A 16,490-nucleotide genomic window follows, 5' to 3' on the forward strand; every position below is an offset into this window, starting at 1 on the left:
CCGGCCCGCTCACCGGCGGTGCGGCGGCCGAAATCCCTTCTCACCGGGCCGCCCCGGAGGATTAGAGTCGGACCATGGCTTTTGAGGATGCTCAGTACGGCAGGACGCGTGGCGACGGGGACACGACGAAGGCGACGGCCTCCGCGCCCCCCGGACCCGACGCCGCCGCCGCTGTGGCGGCTGCCGAGGCTGCCGGACCGCAGAGCGGCGAGAGCGTCCGGACCGACAGCTGGATCTGGTCCGTACGCCTGGTCAAGACCCGTTCCCTCGGTGCCAACGCCTGCCGCGGCGGCCATGTACGCGTGAACGGTGAGCGGGTGAAGCCCGCGCACTCCCTGCGCGTCGGCGACGAGGTGCGCCTGCGGCACGACGGGCGGGAACGGGTCGTCGTCGTCAAGCGCCTGATCCGCAAGCGGGTGGGCGCCCCGGTCGCGGTCCAGTGCTACATCGACAACTCCCCTCCGCCCCCGCCCCGCGACGCCGTCGCCCCGGCCGGCATCCGGGACCGCGGCGCGGGCCGCCCGACGAAGCGCGACCGCCGGGAACTGGAACGCCTGCGCGGCCTCGGGGCCCTGGAGGGATCCGCCGGACCGGCCGGGCCCGGTGACCGCGGCGGGGCCGAGGGCCCCAGCGGCTTCGCGGATCAGGGGAGGTCCGCCGGTCGCGGAAACCGTGGCCGGCGTTCCGGTGGCGCCGCGCGGCCGTGAACGCGTGACGGCAGCGGCCCAAAACGGAAGTCACCGTGTTCCGCTCAGCCTCCGCTCGCCGCCGCCACCGCCCTCACCCACATCCCGTCCTCCGTCAGATACCGGTCCACGCGCAGGCCCTCCTCCCCCAGCGCCTCCTCGAACCGCGTCTTCGTCAGCGGCCGTGACCGGAACGTCTGTGTCCACACCGCGTCCGGGAACACGTACTCGGCGCGCACCGCGTCGACTCCGTCGCCGACCGGCTCGGCCGACACGATGCGCACGGTGAAGCCCGCCGGGTCCACCCGCTCGCGGGGCACGTTCGTGTGGTAGTCCTCGCCCTCCCGCTGGATCAGTACGCACCCTCCCTTCGCCAGATGCCGCACACAGGTGCGCAGCAGTCCCCGCCGCACCTGTGTGTCACCCGCGTGCACCAGGAACGAGGCGAGCAGCACCACGTCGAACGTCTCGTCCAGCCGCAGCTTCTCTATGGGACCGCATATGGTCCGCGCCCCGCGCACGCGCTCCAGCATCTCGGCGGACTCGTCCACGGCCGTGACCGTGAACCCGCGTTCCAGCAGTGCGTGGGTCATCCTCCCCACGCCGCTGCCCAGCTCCAGGACCCGCGCGCCCGCCGGTACCGCGGCGGCGATGACGTCCGGCTCGTCCCCGACGGGCAGCCGCGAGTACAGCTCCACCGCGCAGCCGTCCGGGGTGATCGCCCCGGGGCCCGCTCCCTCGTAGCCTTCACGCATTCTCGGCTTCATGTCCGTCCAACGGACCGGATCCGCACACCCGTTCCCGCACTCCCCCGGTTCACTCGACCGAGTGACGGCGTGCCTCCGACGGGCGACAGCGGCCGTCCCCCACCGGCCGGACGTACCGTGGAAGGAGGAATGGTGGTGATGGCATGCGGACGGGCAGTGAGCCGAGGACCGCGCGCAGTGCGCTGCGCATGCGGTTCTGGCTGAGCGTGTGGGGCGAGGTCTGGACCATCTTCGGGACGGTGGCGTTCGCGGTCGCCGGGCATCCCGGCTGGGCCCTGGTGTGCGCGCTGCTGTGGCTGGTCGTCACCGTCGACCTGATCGTGGTCGTCCGGCGTATGCGCCAGGGAGCGCGCTACCAGCCCGGCCGTGACGTGCCGCCGTACGATCCGCCCCGGGACACGACGTGACCCGTGTGCTCCCTCGCGGGGCGCCGCCGTCTCAGCCCTCGTCGTCCCGGCCGTCGTCGAAGCGCGCGGCCTTCAGGTATTCCGGGTTCGGGTCCAGGGCGGCGGCCAGCCGGAAGTGGCGCCTGGCCGGGTCGGGCCGCCGCTGCCGCTGGTAGGTGCGGGCGAGCGCGAAGTGCGCGAAGGCGTTGTCCGGTTCGCGCTCCAGGACGATGGAGAACTCGAGTTCCGCCGGACGCAGCTGGGCCGCCGCGAAGAACGCCCGCGCGCGCAGCAGCCGCGCCGCCGTGTTCTCCGGATACGCGTCGATGACCCCGTCCAGCAGCTTCACCGCACCCCGCGGGTCCCGTGAGGCAAGCAGGTGCTCGGCGGCACGGAAGTCGATGACATGCGTCTCGGGCGTACGTCCGGTCGAACCACTGCTCTGGGGCACAGCCGCATCCTTCCCTCGCCGAACCGGTTCAACGCCCCGGCCGGGGACCTCTATTCCTGCGCGGGCCGGTCCGCCCCCGCCCGGCGTACGAGCCCGGCCCACACGTCCTCGACCCGCCGCTCCAGCTCGTCCAGAGGTACGTCGTTGTCGATGACGATGTCCGCGATCTTCCGGCGCTGCTCGCGCGTCGCCTGGGCGGCCATGCGCGCGCGGGCGTCCTCCTCGCTCATGCCGCGTCGGCCGACGAGCCGCTCGAGCTGGGTCCCGGCGCTCGTGTCGACCACGATCACGAGGTCGTAGAGGGACGCCAGTCCGTTCTCCGTGAGGAGGGGCACGTCGTGGACGACGACGGCGTCCTCGGCGGCGGCTTCCTCCAGCTCCCGGGAACGGGCGCCCACCAGGGGGTGGACGATCGAGTTGAGGAGGGCGAGTTTCTCCGCGTCGGCGAAGACGATCGCGCCGAGCCGCGGCCGGTCCAGGCTGCCGTCCCCGGTGAGGATCTCCTCACCGAAGGCCGCCACGACCTCCGTGAGACCGGGTGTCCCCGGCGCGACGGCCTCGCGCGCGATGCGGTCCGCGTCGATCAGTACGGCGCCGCGCTCGACGAGCAGTCGCGACACCTCACTCTTGCCGGCACCGATCCCACCGGTCAGTCCCACCTTCAGCATGCCCGAAAGCTTAGGGCCTGCCGCCGGCGGCAGGCCGGGCGGGATCCCGGCCCCGCCCGTGGCCGGGTGGGCCCGGCCGTCTCAGACGTCGCCTTCGCGCTCCGCCAGGAACCGCTCGAACTCGAGCCCGATCTCGTCCGCCGACGGGATCTCCACCGGCTCGGCGAGCATGTTGCCCCGGCTTTCGGCGCCCGCGGCAGCGTCGTACTGGTGCTCGAGGCCCTGGATGAGGGCCGTGAGTTCCTCGTCGCCCTCCTGCACCTGGCGGTCGATCTCGGTCTGGGTGCGGTGCGCGTCGGTGCGCAGGGCGTGTGCCACACCGGGCAGGACCAGGCCGGTCGCGGCCGTGATGGTCTCCAGGACGGTCAGCGCCGCGTCCGGGTACGGGGAGCGGGCGATGTAGTGCGGCACGTGCGCGGCGACGCCGAGCACGTCATGGCCGGCCTGCATGAGCCGGTACTCGACGAGGGCCTCGACGCTGCCGGGAACCTGTGCCTTCTCGAAGGGGCTGCTGTGGCCGGGGACGAGGTCGGTGCGGTTGCCGTGCGGGGTGATGCCCACGGGGCGGGTGTGCGGGACGCCCATGGGGATGCCGTGGAAGTTCACCGACAGGCGGACGCCGAGCCGTTCCACGATCTGCCGCACCGCGGCGGCGAACCTCTCCCACTCCACGTCCGGTTCCGGGCCGGAGAGCAGCAGGAACGGCGCTCCGGTGGCGTCCTGGACCAGCCGCACCTCGAGCGCGGGTACCTCGTAGTCGGTCCAGCGGTCGCGGGTGAAGGTCAGCAGAGGGCGACGGGCCCGGTAGTCGACGAGCCGGTCGTGGTCGAATCGGGCGACGACCTGGTGGGGCAGCGAGTCGAGCAGCCGCTCGGCGATCTGGTCGCCGGTCTCGCCCGCGTCGATGTACCCGTCGAAGTGGTAGAGCATGACAAGACCGGCCGATTCCTGGGCGAGCGCCATGTCGACGACAGCCAGCCCCTTCGGCTCCCACGCGTACAAACCCTGCGGATCAAGCACAGTGACCGCCCCTCCTCGTGTTTCCCCGTGGACAACGTGACGCGGGGCACCGGTATTCCCAGGTGAGGGCAACTCCCTGAGGGGCGCGGGGAACTGGACGACAAGCCCCCACCGGCCCGCACGCGGGCGACTCCCCGCTCCCGAGGCGCAGCGCTGAAGGGCCGCACCTCGAAAGGTGCGGCCCTTCAGTTACCGGTCATGCCTCAGCGGCTGGGTGCCGCCTCCGGGGAGTTCAGCTCTGGCCGCCGGCCAGCTTCTCGCGCAGCGCGGCCAGCGCCTCGTCCGACGCCAGGGCGCCGGAGTTGTCGCCGCCCTCGGAGGAGTACGAGCTGCCGCCGCCGCCACCGCCACTGCCACCGGACGCGGCCGGAGCCGCACCCGCGGTGTCGACACCCTCGGCAGCGGCCTTCTCGTCCGCCTCGCGGGACTTGATGACCTGCGCCTGGTGCTGCTCGAAGCGGTTCTGCGCCTCGGCGTACTGGGTCTCCCACGCCTCCCGCTGGGTCTCGTAGCCCTCGAGCCAGTCGTTGGTCTCGGGGTCGAAGCCCTCGGGGTAGATGTAGTTGCCCTGGTCGTCGTAGGACGCGGCCATGCCGTACAGGGTCGGGTCGAACTCGACCACCGACGGGTCGGCGCCGAAGGCCTCGTTGGCCTGCTTCAGCGAGAGGCTGATGCGGCGGCGCTCCAGGTCGATGTCGATGACCTTGACGAAGATCTCGTCGTTGACCTGGACGACCTGCTCCGGGATCTCCACGTGGCGCTCGGCCAGCTCGGAGATGTGGACCAGACCCTCGATGCCCTCGTCCACCCGGACGAACGCACCGAACGGAACCAGCTTCGTGACCTTGCCGGGCACGACCTGGCCGATCTGGTGGGTGCGGGCGAACTGCTGCCACGGGTCTTCCTGGGTCGCCTTCAGCGACAGGGAGACACGCTCGCGGTCCATGTCGACGTCGAGGACCTCGACGGTGACTTCCTGACCGACCTCGACGACCTCGGAGGGGTGGTCGATGTGCTTCCAGGACAGCTCGGACACGTGCACCAGGCCGTCGACGCCACCCAGGTCCACGAAGGCACCGAAGTTGACGATCGAGGAGACGACGCCGGAACGCACCTGGCCCTTCTGGAGGGTGGTGAGGAACGTCTGACGGACCTCGGACTGGGTCTGCTCCAGCCAGGCACGGCGGGACAGGACCACGTTGTTGCGGTTCTTGTCCAGCTCGATGATCTTCGCCTCGAGCTCCTTGCCCACGTAGGGCTGGAGGTCGCGGACGCGGCGCATCTCGACCAGGGAGGCCGGGAGGAAGCCGCGGAGGCCGATGTCGAGGATGAGACCACCCTTGACGACCTCGATGACGGTACCGGTGACGATGCCGTCCTCTTCCTTGATCTTCTCGATGGTGCCCCAGGCGCGCTCGTACTGGGCGCGCTTCTTCGAGAGGATCAGGCGGCCTTCCTTGTCCTCCTTCTGGAGAACAAGGGCTTCGATCTCGTCACCGACGGCGACGACCTCGTTGGGGTCGACGTCGTGCTTGATCGAGAGTTCGCGGCTCGGGATGACACCTTCGGTCTTGTAACCGATGTCGAGCAGGACCTCGTCCCGGTCGACCTTCACGATGACGCCGTCGACGATGTCGCCGTCGTTGAAGTACTTGATCGTCTCGTCGATCGCGGCGAGGAAGGCTTCCTCGTTACCGATGTCGTTGACCGCAACCTGCGGGGTGGTGGCGGTGGTCTCGGTGCTGCTCGTCATGTGGGAAAGGGCTCCGGTACGGACAGTGAGTCGTAGGTACTGCTACGCCCAAGCCCGTTTCGCTCTGCAGAAGCCGGACAGCCTAGGAAGCGCCATTCCGGACACCGGGTGCCCGGCGGCGCCTCGACAACCGAGGGGACATGCAACAGACGCGAGCACAACCTGCTATGTCTGAGGTGCGCAGGCTCGCAGCGCAACTTGTAGCATACGGGGGCAGCCGGGCAGGGTCAATGTGCGAAGACCCCCACCCGGGGCGGATCGCCGCAAAACCGGCACAATTCCCCCGTCCGGGGGAGAGCCGCACGTCAGATGCCGCCTCGATGCCACGCGGAACCCGCCGCGCGGAGACCACGCGGACACACGCGGCAGGACACCGTGCGTCCCTGTGGCGACACCCGGGGCGACTGGACGGAAGAGTACGACGATGGAGCCGATCATCCAAGAGCCCGAAGGTCCCGAAGCGCCCGAGCCGGAGGCGACCCGACGGGACGCCGGCGTCACCGAGAGCGCCCGCGCCAACCGCGGCTGGTGGGACCGCAACGCGGACGAGTACCAGGTCGAGCACGGCACGTTCCTCGGCGACGACCGCTTCGTGTGGTGCCCCGAGGGACTGGACGAGGTGGAGGCCGAGCTGCTCGGCCCGCCGGAGGAGCTGAAGGACCGCGCCGTCCTGGAGCTCGGCGCCGGCGCGGCCCAGTGCTCTCGCTGGCTGGCCGCGCAGGGCGCGCGCCCGGTGGCCCTGGACATCTCGCACCGGCAGCTGCAGCACGCGCTGCGCATCGGGGGCCCGTTCCCGCTGGTGTGCGCGGACGCGGGCGCCCTGCCGTTCGCGGACGACTCCTTCGACCTGGCCTGCTCGGCGTACGGGGCGCTGCCCTTCGTCGCCGACCCGCGGCTGGTGCTGCGCGAGGTGCACCGGGTGCTGCGGCCCGGCGGCCGGTTCGTCTTCTCCGTCACGCATCCCATCCGCTGGGCGTTCCCGGACGAGCCCGGTCCAAAGGGGCTGAGCGTCTCCGGGTCGTACTTCGACCGCACGCCCTACGTGGAGCAGGACGAGGAGGGCCGCGCGGTGTACGTCGAGCACCACAGGACGCTGGGCGACCGGGTCCGCGACGTCGCCGCCTCGGGCTTCCGTCTGGTGGACCTGGTGGAGCCCCGGTGGCCGGAGTGGAACAGCTCCGAGTGGGGCGGCTGGTCCCCCTTGCGCGGCCGGCTGATCCCCGGGACGGCGATCTTCGTGTGCGTACGGGACTGAGTGCGTGATCCGTCATGACGCTCTCGACGCCCTCCCGGTGCGCGAGGCGCTTCCCCCGCTGACCGACGCCCTTCGCGAACGCGGCGCCGCCGTCCTGGTCGCACCGCCCGGCACCGGCAAGACGACCCTGGTGCCGCTGGTGCTGGCGGGACTGACCGGTGACGGTCCCGCGCGCCGGGTCCTGGTCGCCGAGCCGCGGCGGATCGCGGCGCGCGCGGCGGCCCGGCGGATGGCCTGGCTGCTGGGCGAGAAGCCCGGCGGGTCGGTGGGCTTCACGGTGCGCGGGGAGCGGGTGACCGGACGGCACACGCGCGTGGAGGTCGTCACGACCGGCGTGCTCCTGCAACGGCTGCAACGCGACCAGGAGCTGACCGGCGTGGACGTCGTGGTCCTCGACGAGTGCCACGAGCGGCATCTGGACGCGGACACGGCGGCGGCGTTCCTGTGGGACGTGCGCGAGACGCTGCGTCCCAAGCTGCGTCTGGTGGCCGCGTCGGCGACGACCGACGCGGCGGGCTGGGCACGGCTGCTGGGCGGCGCGCCCGTCGTCGAGGCGCGCGGCGCGGCGCACCCGGTGGAGGTGCTGTGGGCGCCTCCCTCCCGTCCGCCGCGGCCGCCGCACGGCATGCGGGTCGACCCGGCGCTGCTGACGCATGTGGCGTCGGTGGTGCGGCGGGCGCTGGCCGAACGGGACGGGGACGTCCTGGTGTTCCTGCCGGGCGTGGGCGAGATCGCCCGGGTCGCCGCGCAGCTGGGGCCGCTCCCGGACGTGGAGGTGCTCCAGGTGCACGGGCGGGCGCCGGCCGCCGTGCAGGACGCGGTGCTGGCGCCCGGGCAGCGGCGCCGGGTGGTGCTGGCGACCTCGGTGGCGGAGTCGTCGCTGACGGTGCCGGGGGTCCGGGTGGTCGTGGACTCGGGCCTCGCGCGTGAGCCCCGCGTCGACCACGCGCGCGGGCTGAGCGCGCTGACGACGGTCCGGGCCTCGCAGGCGGCGGGCCGCCAGCGGGCGGGGCGGGCCGGGCGTGAGGCGCCGGGCGCGGTGTACCGGTGCTGGGCACAGGCGGAGGACGTCCGGCTACCGCGGTTCCCCTCCCCCGAGATCAAGGTGGCCGACCTGACGGCGTTCGCGCTCCAGGCGGCCTGCTGGGGCGATCCCGACGCCTCCGGGCTCGCCCTGCTCGATCCGCCCCCGGCCGGGGCGATGGCGGCGGCCGGGGCCGTCCTGACCGCGATCGGGGCCGTCGGCGCCGACGGGCGGGTCACGGAGCGGGGAACACGGCTCGCCCGGCTGGGCCTGCACCCCCGGCTCGGGCGGGCCCTGCTGGACGCGTCACCGGCCGTGGGCCCCGGGCTCGCCGCCGAGGTGGTCGCGCTGATCGGCGAGGAGGCGCCGCGGAGCTACGGGGACGATCTCACCGGTGCGCTGCGCGCCGCGCGGCGCGGGGACGACGCCTACGCGCAGCGGTGGCGGACCGAGGCGCGCCGGCTGCGCGCGCTCGCACCGGACGCCTCCGCGACGGCTTCCGCGCGGACCTCCGCGAGGGTCTCGGCGGAGGGTTCCTCGCGGGGCCTCTCGCCGGGGGGCGGCCCGCCACGTCTGGACGGGGAGGACGCGCGGGTCGGGCTGGTGGCCGCGCTCGCGTTCCCCGAGCGGATCGCCCGCGCGGACGGCGGTTCGTACCTGATGGTGTCCGGGACGCGGGCCGAGGCCGGGGCCGGCACCGGGTTGCGCGGCGCGCCCTGGATCGCGGTCGCCGCGGCCGACCGGCCCGTGGGACGGGGCCACGCGCGCGTGCGGCTCGGCGCGGTCGTCGACGAGGACACCGCGCGGTGGGCGGCCGGCGCCCTGCTGGAGACGCGCGAGGAGGTGCACTGGGCCGACGGGGACGTCGTCGCCCGGCGGGTCGAGCGGCTGGGGGCCGTCGAACTGGCCGTACGGCCCCGTACCGACCCGGAGCCGGAGCTCGTACGGGCCGCGCTGCTGGACGGGCTGCGGCGGGAGGGGTTCGGGCTGCTGCGGTGGCCGGCCGGGGCGGCCGTGCTGCGGCAGCGGCTGGCGTTCGTGCACCGGCAGGCCGGCGAGCCCTGGCCCGACGTGTCCGACGAGGCGCTCCACGCGCGCGTGGAGGAGTGGCTGGAGCCGGAGCTGAGCCGCGCCCGGCGCCGGGCCGACCTGGCCCGGATCGACGCCGGGCGGGCCCTCGGCCGGTTGCTGCCATGGGCGTCCGGGGAGGCCGCCCGCCTGGACGGCCTCGCCCCCGAGCGGATCACCGTGCCCAGCGGGTCCGCGATCCGGATCGACTACTCCGACCCCGGACAGCCGGTCCTCGCGGTGAAGCTCCAGGAGATGTTCGGACTCCAGGAGTCGCCGCGGGTGGCCGGGGTGCCCCTGCTGGTGCACCTGCTGTCCCCGGCCGGGCGGCCCGCCGCCGTCACCGCCGACCTCGCCTCCTTCTGGAGGGACGGCTACAGGGGCGTACGGGCCGAGCTGCGCGGCCGGTATCCCCGGCATCCGTGGCCCGAGGACCCCGCCGCTGCCGAGCCGACCCGGCACACCAACGCGCGGCTCGGGCGGTGACCTTCCCCTGCTCCACCGCAGGACCGACGGGCCGTCAGGTGGCGTCGGGGCCGGCACGGCGGCGACGGCGACGGCGGGCGGGGTGAGAACACGTCGCACGTACACGCGAGGGCGCCCCATCCGGCGGTGACGGAGAGGACGCCCCGTGTTCGTACGGGGTACCGGTGCGGGTGCGGCTACGCGCCGGTGGTGGAGCCGGGGGACGCCGACGGGCCGGGGGACGCGGTCTCGTCCGCGGCCACGGTGAGTTCGACCGTGAGGGTGGCGCCGCCCGCCAGGGTGATACGGAGCAGGAAGGTGCCGGTGGTCCCGTCCGCGTACATCCGGGGCAGCTTCAGCCGTCCGTCCGCGTCCGTCTTCAGGCCGCCCATGGTGCGTACGGCCTCGTCGTCGGCGTCCTTGAAGTAGGGGCCCTTGTCGTTGGCGGTCGGATCGTCGGCCGATGTGATCAGGGTGGCGGTGGCCGCGACCTTGCCGGCGGCGGCGCCGTCGCGGGTGGCCCGTACCTCGACGCGGTGGGCGAACTCGCCGCCCGGCGTACAGGTCAGCGCCTCCTCACCGGTGCGCACGACGGTGTCGGCGACGCGCTCGGTGACGGTGGCCCGGTAGTCGAGGCCCGGCACCACGCGGCCGACGACGGTGGCGCGCACGGTGACGTCACCGGTCTTCTCGCCCGCCCGGAGTGCGGGCGCGACGGCGACCCCGGAGCTGTCGGTGAGGACGGTGGCCACGCTCTCGCCGCCGGTGAAGGTGGTGTCGGTGTCGCCGACGACGGTGAAGCGGATCCGCACCTTCGCGACGGTCCTGCCCTCGTCCGTCTCCGCGCGGGTGCTGATCCGCTCGGCGAACGTCTCGCCCGCCGTCGCGGTGAGCCTGCCGGTGCCGGCGTTCTCCAGGTGGTCCACCGTGTCGGTGGGCGTGGGGGGCCTGGTGGGCGGCGGGGTCGTCGTCGGCGGCGGAGTCGTCGTCGGCGGCGGGGTCGTGGCCGGCGGGGTGCTCGGTGTGCCGGGCGAGGCCGGAGGCCTGGTGCCGGCGCCCTGCTTGCCGGGCCCGGCTCCGGGCTTCGTCGACGGCGTGCCCGGGGCTGCCGGGCTGGTGCCCGGCGTCGACGGGGTGGGGCTCGTGGTGCTGCCGTCGCTGCGGTTGTCGGGCAGGGTGCCGGTGCCGTCCGGGATCTCGTGCGTGCCCTTGCGGTAGTACTCCAGCCACGACAGGACGGTGTTCAGGTACTCCGTCGAGTTGTTGTAGCTGAGGATCGCCCTGCCGAGGTCCGCCCGGTCGGACAGGTCCCAGCCGAAGCGGCACAGGTAGTGGCCGGCCGCCAGCGCGGCGTCGTAGATGTTGTTGGGGTCCTCGCGGCCGTCGTCGTTGCCGTCGCGGCCGGCCCACGCCCAGGTGGACGGGATGAACTGCATGGGGCCGACGGCGTTGTCGTAGGCGCTGTTGCCGTCGTACTCGCCGTTGTCGGTGTCCCTGATGAGCGCGAAGCCGTTGCCGTCGAGCTGCGGGCCGATGATCGGGGAGGTCGTCGTGCCCTCGGCGTCGACGCGTCCGCCGCGGGCCTGGCCGGACTCCACCTTGCCGATGGCGGCGAGCAGTTGCCAGGGCAGGTTGCAGGCGGGCCTGGACTCGCGCAGCGCGGCCTCGGCCTTCTTGTAGGCGTCGAGGACGGTCGCGGGTATACCCGCCTCGGGGACGCCCGAGGCGACCGGGCCGGAGCTCGCGGACGGCGCCGGGTTGGGGCTGTTGAGCGGCGGCAGATCCGTGTAGTACGGCGAGTTGCCGGTCGCGCCGGGGTCGCCGGTGCTCTCCTCCGGCGCCGAGGCGGCGTCGGACGAGGTCCGGCCGCCCGGGCCGTCGATCGTCGCACCCGGAGCCTGGGACGCGGACAGAGCCGCCACCGCGGCCGCCGCCACGGCGGTGGTTGCCGCTCCCTTGCGCAGCCTCCTGCCGAAATGCGCCGCCATAGAGTGAACCCCTCCCGTGGATGCCGGAGCATCCGTCAACGTCCGTCACGCTCGCCTGTCGTGACGATGCCCGTCACGCTCGCCTGTTGTGACGATCGGCTGCGACCATCGGTTGTCATGACCGGTGCGATGATCTGGTGCGACGATCCGTCCCGACGACGCGGCCCGCCCCCGCCGGTCGCACCGGACACGGCAACTCTCGCGACCCTACGGCAACATCCTTTGCCCGGACACCCGTTCATGCCCGGTATTCACCGGTTGACCACAGTCGTTCTCCCACCGGTCACGGACTGCCGCTCACGCATACTGGGGGCCGCCGAGCCCCCGGGCCGAACCGCCCGGCCAACCACCCTCCCGAGGAGCCGGGTTGCCTTTCACACTGAGCCACGCGGTGGCCGTCCTGCCCGCCGTACGCACCGACGGGACCGGCCGGGGCGCGCTGATACCTGCCGTGCTGGTGGCGGGCAGTCTCGCTCCGGACCTGACCTACTACGCGGCCAGTGTCCTGCCCGGGGCGATGGAGTTCGGGGACGTCACACACTCGTTCCGGGGCGTTCTCACCGTCGACGTGTGCATCGCCTGGGCGCTGGTGGGTCTCTGGCTCCTGGTCCGCGAACCGCTCGTCGCGCTGCTGCCTCGGTCCCGGCAGGGGCGGACGGCCGCTCTGCTGCGCTGCGGCACGCCCCGCGCACACGTCCGCGCCTCCCTGGCGGCGCGCTGGTACGTCTCGGCCGTGCTCGGCGCGCTGACGCACGTGGTCTGGGACGAGTTCACGCACCTCGACCGGTGGGGGATGCGGGTCTTCCCCGTCCTGGGACAGGAGATCGCGGGCTCACCGCTGTACTGGTACCTGCAGTACGGCGGGTCGGCGGTGGCCGCGGTGCTGATCGTCGTGTTCCTGGCCCGGGCGCTGCGCCGGGCGGCACCCCGCCCGGGGCCGGCGGGGGTGCCGGTACTGTCCGCGGCCGACCGGTGGGCGGCGGCCGCGCTGCTCGGCGGCTGCGCGCTGGCGGGGGCCGTGCAGCGGGCCTCGCGCTGGTGGGCCTACTGGGGCGAGGTCGCCAAGCCCTGGGAGCTGATCCCCACGGTGTGTTTCGGGGCGGGCGCGGGGCTCGTCCTCGCGCTGCCGGTGTACGCCGTGGCGGTCAGGGTGCGGCGTCCGGCCCCGGCCACCGGGGCCCCCGGGGGTGCGGAGAGGGAGCGGCCGAGCCGTACGGCCGCACGCTGAGGGTCTCGCCCGCCGCCACGAACACGGTGACGGTACGGACCGGGCGGGGCCGGGGCAGCAGGGTGAGGGCGAGCGTCAGATAACCGCGGGCGAGTTCGGCCCACAGCCGCCACGGCAGCGGCTCGCCGGCGCCGGGGCGCGGGAGGGCGGGGCCCGCGGCACGGCCGGGGCGCCAGGCGCCGTCGGCGATGCGGCGGCCGAGGTCCGCGGTGGTACGGCGCAGCGTGCGGGTGAGGGGGAGGGCGGGGGTGCGGGCGGTACTCGCGTCGGCCGCGAAGACCGGAACCGGCGACAGCGCCTCGGGGGTGGGTCCGTCTGCGGCGGCCCTCGGGGATGCCGCTCTGCGGTGAAGCATGCGTATACCCATGACCCGCATCCTGGCGTCCGGCCCACCCGACGGCTTGCCCGCACGGTCCACGCGGGTGAAGCGGCCTCCGGGAGCGGGAGGGCGGGCCGCCGGCCGTGAGCTGCGGGCCGTGCGGGGGCGGGCCGTGCGGGGGCGGGGCGTCGACAGGGCGGGCAGGCGGCGGGCCGGGCGCGGCAGGCGGCGGAGACGGCCGCGGGTCCCGTACCGCGAGGCGGCTGCGGCCTCACGGGGGCGGAGGGCTTCGGCGGGTGGCGTCAGGCGGTCGGCACGTGGCGTCGGCCGGTCGGGCCCCTGATGATCCCGGCGGCCTTCGGGGGGGGCGGCGTCGGTGGTCGCGGTCGACGGCCGCGGTCGGCCGTTGGTGATCGCAGCGGCCTTCGGCGCGCCGCCCCGTGCCGCCCCGTGCCGCCACCGGGCCCGGACGAGGGGCTGGTGATCAGCTTCCCCGCGCGGGAATCGCAGAGAACGCCGGCGGGTCGCGGGGGCGACGACAGAGGACAGGGGGACGGAAGGGGGCCAGTGGCGCCTGCCGACAGCCCTCCCGTCCCCTTCCCCACCGCCCGTCGCTCCCGGCCGTGCCCGGTGTCGTCAGTGTGCCGCCGACTCCCAGTCCGGGCCCGCGCCGACGGAGACGCCCAGCGGGACGCGGAGCCGGACCGCGTCGGCCATCTCCCGGCGGATCAGTTCCTCCGCCACCGGGCGCTCGCCGGGGGCGATCTCCAGGACGATTTCGTCGTGGACCTGGAGGAGCGTGCGGGACTTGAGGTCCGCCTCGCGCAGCGCGCGGTCCACGTTCAGCATGGCGATCTTGACGATGTCCGCCGCCGTGCCCTGGATCGGCGCGTTCAGCGCCATGCGCTCGGCCGCCTCGCGGCGCTGACGGTTGTCGCTGTTGAGGTCGGGCAGGTAGCGCCGGCGGCCGAAGAGGGTCGCCGTGTAGCCCGTCGCCCGCGCCTCGTCGACCACGCGGCGCAGGTAGTCCCGTACGCCGCCGAACCGCTCGAAGTACGCGTCCATCAGGGCGCGGGCCTCGGCCGCCTCGATGTTCAGCTGCTGCGAGAGTCCGAAGGCCGACAGCCCGTACGCGAGGCCGTACGACATCGCCTTGATCTTGCGGCGCATCTCCGCGTCCACGGCGGACTGCTCGACCGCGAACACCTGCGCGGCGGCCGTGGTGTGCAGGTCCTCGCCGGAGGTGAACGCCTCGATGAGACCGGCGTCCTCGGAGAGGTGGGCCATCACCCGCAGCTCGATCTGGCTGTAGTCGGCGGTGAGGAGGGACTCGAAGCCCTCACCGACGACGAAGCCCCGGCGGATCGCGCGTCCCTCGTCGGTACGGACCGGGATGTTCTGCAGGTTCGGGTCGGTCGACGACAGGCGGCCGGTGGCGGCGACCGTCTGGTTGAACGTGGTGTGGATCCGGCCGTCCGCGGCGACCGTCTTGATCAGACCCTCGACAGTCACGCGCAGCTTCGCCTGCTCACGGTGGCGGAGCATGATCACCGGAAGCTCGTTGTCGGTCTGACCGGCCAGCCAGGCCAGGGCGTCGGCGTCGGTCGTGTAGCCGGTCTTGGTCTTCTTCGTCTTCGGCAGGCCGAGTTCGCCGAAGAGGACCTCCTGGAGCTGCTTGGGCGAGCCCAGGTTGAACTCGTGTCCCGCCGCCGCGTGCGCCTCCTGCACGGCCTGCTGCACGGCGCCCGCGAACATCTGCTCCATGGACTCCAGGTGGGCGCGGTCCGCCGCGATGCCGTGCCGCTCCATACGGGCCAGCAGGACGGACGTCGGCAGCTCCATGTCCCGCAGCAGGTCCGCGGCGCCCACCTCCCGCAGGCGGCCCTCGAAGGCCTCGCCCAGGTCGAGGACCGCGCGGGCCTGCACCATCAGCGCCTCGGCCTCGGCGGCGTCGTCCGCGCCGAAGGCCAGCTGGCCGTCGGCCGCGGCGGCGGGCGCCAGCTCGCGGTGCAGGTACTCCAGGGACAGGGCGTCCAGGGCGAAGGATCGGCGGCCCGGCTTGACCAGGTAGGCGGCGAGCGCCGTGTCCATGGAGATGCCCTCGACGCTCCAGCCGTGCTCGGCGAGGACCCGCATCGCACCCTTGGCGTTGTGGAACACCTTGGGCCGGTCCGCGTCCGCGAGCCAGGCGGCGAACGCCTGTTCGTCGCTCTCGTCCAGCTCGGCCGGGTCGAACCAGGCGGCCGGTCCGGCGGCCGCGGCCAGGGCGATCTCGGCGACCGAGCCGGTCCCCAGCGCCCAGGTGCCGACCGTGGCGACGCCGAGGGGACCGGTGGCGTGCTCGGCGAGCCAGCCGGTCAGCTCGCCCGCGCCCAGGACGGTCCCGTCCAGCTCCACGCCGTCCGCGACGACCGGGGTGGTCTCGGCCTCCTGCGCTCCGGGGTCGACGGCGAAGAGCCGCTCGCGCAGCGACGGGTTCCTGATCTCCAGGGTGTCCAGGATCATCGCGACGGCCTTGCGGTCGTAGGCGGTCCGCTCCAGGTCGGCGACGTCCCCGGCCAGCTCGACCTGTCGCTCCAGCTCGGTGAGGCGGCGGTTGAGCTGGACCGACTCCAGGTGGTCGCGCAGGTTCTGCCCGGCCTTGCCCTTGACCTCGTCCACCCGCTCGACGAGGTCCGCGAAGGAACCGAACTGGTTGATCCACTTCGCGGCCGTCTTCTCACCGACGCCGGGAATACCGGGCAGGTTGTCGGACGGGTCACCGCGCAGCGCCGCGAAATCGGGGTACTGCGCAGGCGTCAGCCCGTACTTCTCGAACACCTTCTCGGGAGTGAACCGGGTCAGCTCGGAGACACCCTTGGTCGGATACAGCACCGTGGTGTGCTCGGAGACCAGCTGGAAGGAGTCACGGTCGCCGGTGACGATCAGCACGTCGAAGCCCTCGGCCTCGGCGCGGGTGGCGAGCGTGGCGATGACGTCGTCCGCCTCGAACCCGTCGACCGCGAAACGCGGGGCGCGCATCGCGTCGAGCAGCTCCCCGATCAGCTCGACCTGACCCTTGAACTCGTCCGGGGTCTTGGAGCGGTTCGCCTTGTACTCGGCGAACTCCGCCGAGCGCCAGGTCTTGCGGGAGACGTCGAAGGCCACCGCGAAGTGCGTGGGCGCCTCGTCGCGCAGCGTGTTCGCCAGCATCGACGCGAAGCCGTAGATCGCGTTCGTCGGCTGGCCCGTCGCGGTGGTGAAGTTCTCCACGGGCAGCGCGAAGAACGCGCGGTAGGCCAGCGAATGCCCGTCCATGAGCATCAGTCGCGGTCGGGCCTCGCCGGAGGTCTGGTCGGTCTTCTTCGCTGCTGTCTCTGCCACGCCCCCGATCCTGCCACGCCCCACCGACACTCGGCCCCGCCCCCGCACC

The 16,490-nt window shown here is 73.5% G+C and carries 13 protein-coding genes; 5 read left to right on the forward strand and 8 right to left on the reverse strand.

All coding sequences use genetic code 11. The features are described 5' to 3' along the window. Positions 1-74: 74 nt before the first annotated feature. Positions 75-707, forward strand: a complete 633-nt coding sequence (locus ACWZEH_RS07550; RefSeq protein WP_456196771.1) for an RNA-binding S4 domain-containing protein — start codon at positions 75-77, stop codon at positions 705-707. Positions 708-751: 44 nt separating this feature from the next. Here the strand turns inward: ACWZEH_RS07550 and ACWZEH_RS07555 are convergent, their stop codons facing one another. Then, on the reverse strand, positions 752-1,441 hold the full coding sequence (locus ACWZEH_RS07555) for a class I SAM-dependent methyltransferase (protein WP_456196773.1): 690 nt from the start codon (positions 1,439-1,441) through the stop codon (positions 752-754). A gap of 155 nt (positions 1,442-1,596) precedes the next feature. On the opposite strand from ACWZEH_RS07555, the gene ACWZEH_RS07560 reads away from it, so the two are divergent. Next, positions 1,597-1,860 (forward strand): DUF6343 family protein, encoded by a 264-nt coding sequence (locus tag ACWZEH_RS07560; protein ID WP_456196775.1) that lies wholly within the window; start codon positions 1,597-1,599, stop codon positions 1,858-1,860. 31 nt (positions 1,861-1,891) lie between these two features. Here the strand turns inward: ACWZEH_RS07560 and ACWZEH_RS07565 are convergent, their stop codons facing one another. From ACWZEH_RS07565 to rpsA, 4 genes are all read right to left on the reverse strand, one after another. Next, on the reverse strand, positions 1,892-2,290 hold the full coding sequence (locus ACWZEH_RS07565; RefSeq protein ID WP_456196777.1) for a tetratricopeptide repeat protein: 399 nt from the start codon (positions 2,288-2,290) through the stop codon (positions 1,892-1,894). Between the two features lie 50 nt (positions 2,291-2,340). Continuing rightward, on the reverse strand, positions 2,341-2,958 hold the full coding sequence (gene coaE, locus ACWZEH_RS07570) for a dephospho-CoA kinase (protein ID WP_456196779.1): 618 nt from the start codon (positions 2,956-2,958) through the stop codon (positions 2,341-2,343). An 81-nt stretch (positions 2,959-3,039) separates the two neighbouring features. Next, positions 3,040-3,978: a PAC2 family protein gene (locus tag ACWZEH_RS07575; RefSeq protein WP_456196781.1), complete on the reverse strand. Its 939-nt coding sequence runs from the start codon at positions 3,976-3,978 to the stop codon at positions 3,040-3,042. Between the two features lie 232 nt (positions 3,979-4,210). Continuing rightward, positions 4,211-5,731: a 30S ribosomal protein S1 gene (gene rpsA, locus ACWZEH_RS07580; RefSeq protein ID WP_456196783.1), complete on the reverse strand. Its 1,521-nt coding sequence runs from the start codon at positions 5,729-5,731 to the stop codon at positions 4,211-4,213. A 424-nt stretch (positions 5,732-6,155) separates the two neighbouring features. Here rpsA and ACWZEH_RS07585 point away from each other — a divergent pair, with 424 nt between their 5' ends. Then, a complete protein-coding gene (locus ACWZEH_RS07585) occupies positions 6,156-6,986 on the forward strand; it encodes a class I SAM-dependent methyltransferase (protein ID WP_456196785.1) in 831 nt (276 codons plus the stop codon). Positions 6,987-6,990: 4 nt separating this feature from the next. After that, positions 6,991-9,564: an ATP-dependent helicase HrpB gene (hrpB, locus tag ACWZEH_RS07590; RefSeq protein ID WP_456196786.1), complete on the forward strand. Its 2,574-nt coding sequence runs from the start codon at positions 6,991-6,993 to the stop codon at positions 9,562-9,564. 176 nt (positions 9,565-9,740) lie between these two features. Here the strand turns inward: hrpB and ACWZEH_RS07595 are convergent, their stop codons facing one another. Then, entirely contained in the window at positions 9,741-11,531 is a 1,791-nt protein-coding gene (locus ACWZEH_RS07595) for a lytic transglycosylase domain-containing protein (protein WP_456196788.1), read from the reverse strand. A gap of 367 nt (positions 11,532-11,898) precedes the next feature. On the opposite strand from ACWZEH_RS07595, the gene ACWZEH_RS07600 reads away from it, so the two are divergent. Then, on the forward strand, positions 11,899-12,759 hold the full coding sequence (locus ACWZEH_RS07600; RefSeq protein ID WP_456196790.1) for a DUF4184 family protein: 861 nt from the start codon (positions 11,899-11,901) through the stop codon (positions 12,757-12,759). On the opposite strand, the gene ACWZEH_RS07605 is transcribed toward ACWZEH_RS07600, so the two are convergent. Beyond that, the gene (locus ACWZEH_RS07605) at positions 12,677-13,126 is read right to left on the reverse strand and encodes a hypothetical protein (protein WP_456196791.1); all 450 of its coding nucleotides are present in this window, start codon (positions 13,124-13,126) and stop codon (positions 12,677-12,679) included. The two genes, ACWZEH_RS07600 and ACWZEH_RS07605, sit on opposite strands and share 83 nt — an antisense overlap. Positions 13,127-13,714: 588 nt before the next feature. Continuing rightward, positions 13,715-16,441, reverse strand: a complete 2,727-nt coding sequence (gene polA / locus ACWZEH_RS07610) for a DNA polymerase I (RefSeq protein ID WP_456196793.1) — start codon at positions 16,439-16,441, stop codon at positions 13,715-13,717. Positions 16,442-16,490 lie beyond the last annotated feature (49 nt).

It is taken from the genome of Streptomyces yamdrokensis (genome assembly GCF_053890455.1).

Bases quoted from the DNA above. Each gene is read 5' to 3' on its own strand.
- ACWZEH_RS07550 (WP_456196771.1), top strand. From the start codon at position 75: ATGGCTTTTGAGGATGCTCAGTACGGCAGGACGCGTGGCGACGGGGAC.
- ACWZEH_RS07555 (WP_456196773.1), bottom strand. From the start codon at position 1,441: ATGCGTGAAGGCTACGAGGGAGCGGGCCCCGGGGCGATCACCCCGGAC.
- ACWZEH_RS07560 (WP_456196775.1), top strand. From the start codon at position 1,597: ATGCGGACGGGCAGTGAGCCGAGGACCGCGCGCAGTGCGCTGCGCATG.
- coaE (WP_456196779.1), bottom strand. From the start codon at position 2,958: ATGCTGAAGGTGGGACTGACCGGTGGGATCGGTGCCGGCAAGAGTGAG.
- rpsA (WP_456196783.1), bottom strand. From the start codon at position 5,731: ATGACGAGCAGCACCGAGACCACCGCCACCACCCCGCAGGTTGCGGTC.
- ACWZEH_RS07585 (WP_456196785.1), top strand. From the start codon at position 6,156: ATGGAGCCGATCATCCAAGAGCCCGAAGGTCCCGAAGCGCCCGAGCCG.
- ACWZEH_RS07595 (WP_456196788.1), bottom strand. From the start codon at position 11,531: ATGGCGGCGCATTTCGGCAGGAGGCTGCGCAAGGGAGCGGCAACCACC.
- ACWZEH_RS07605 (WP_456196791.1), bottom strand. From the start codon at position 13,126: ATGGGTATACGCATGCTTCACCGCAGAGCGGCATCCCCGAGGGCCGCC.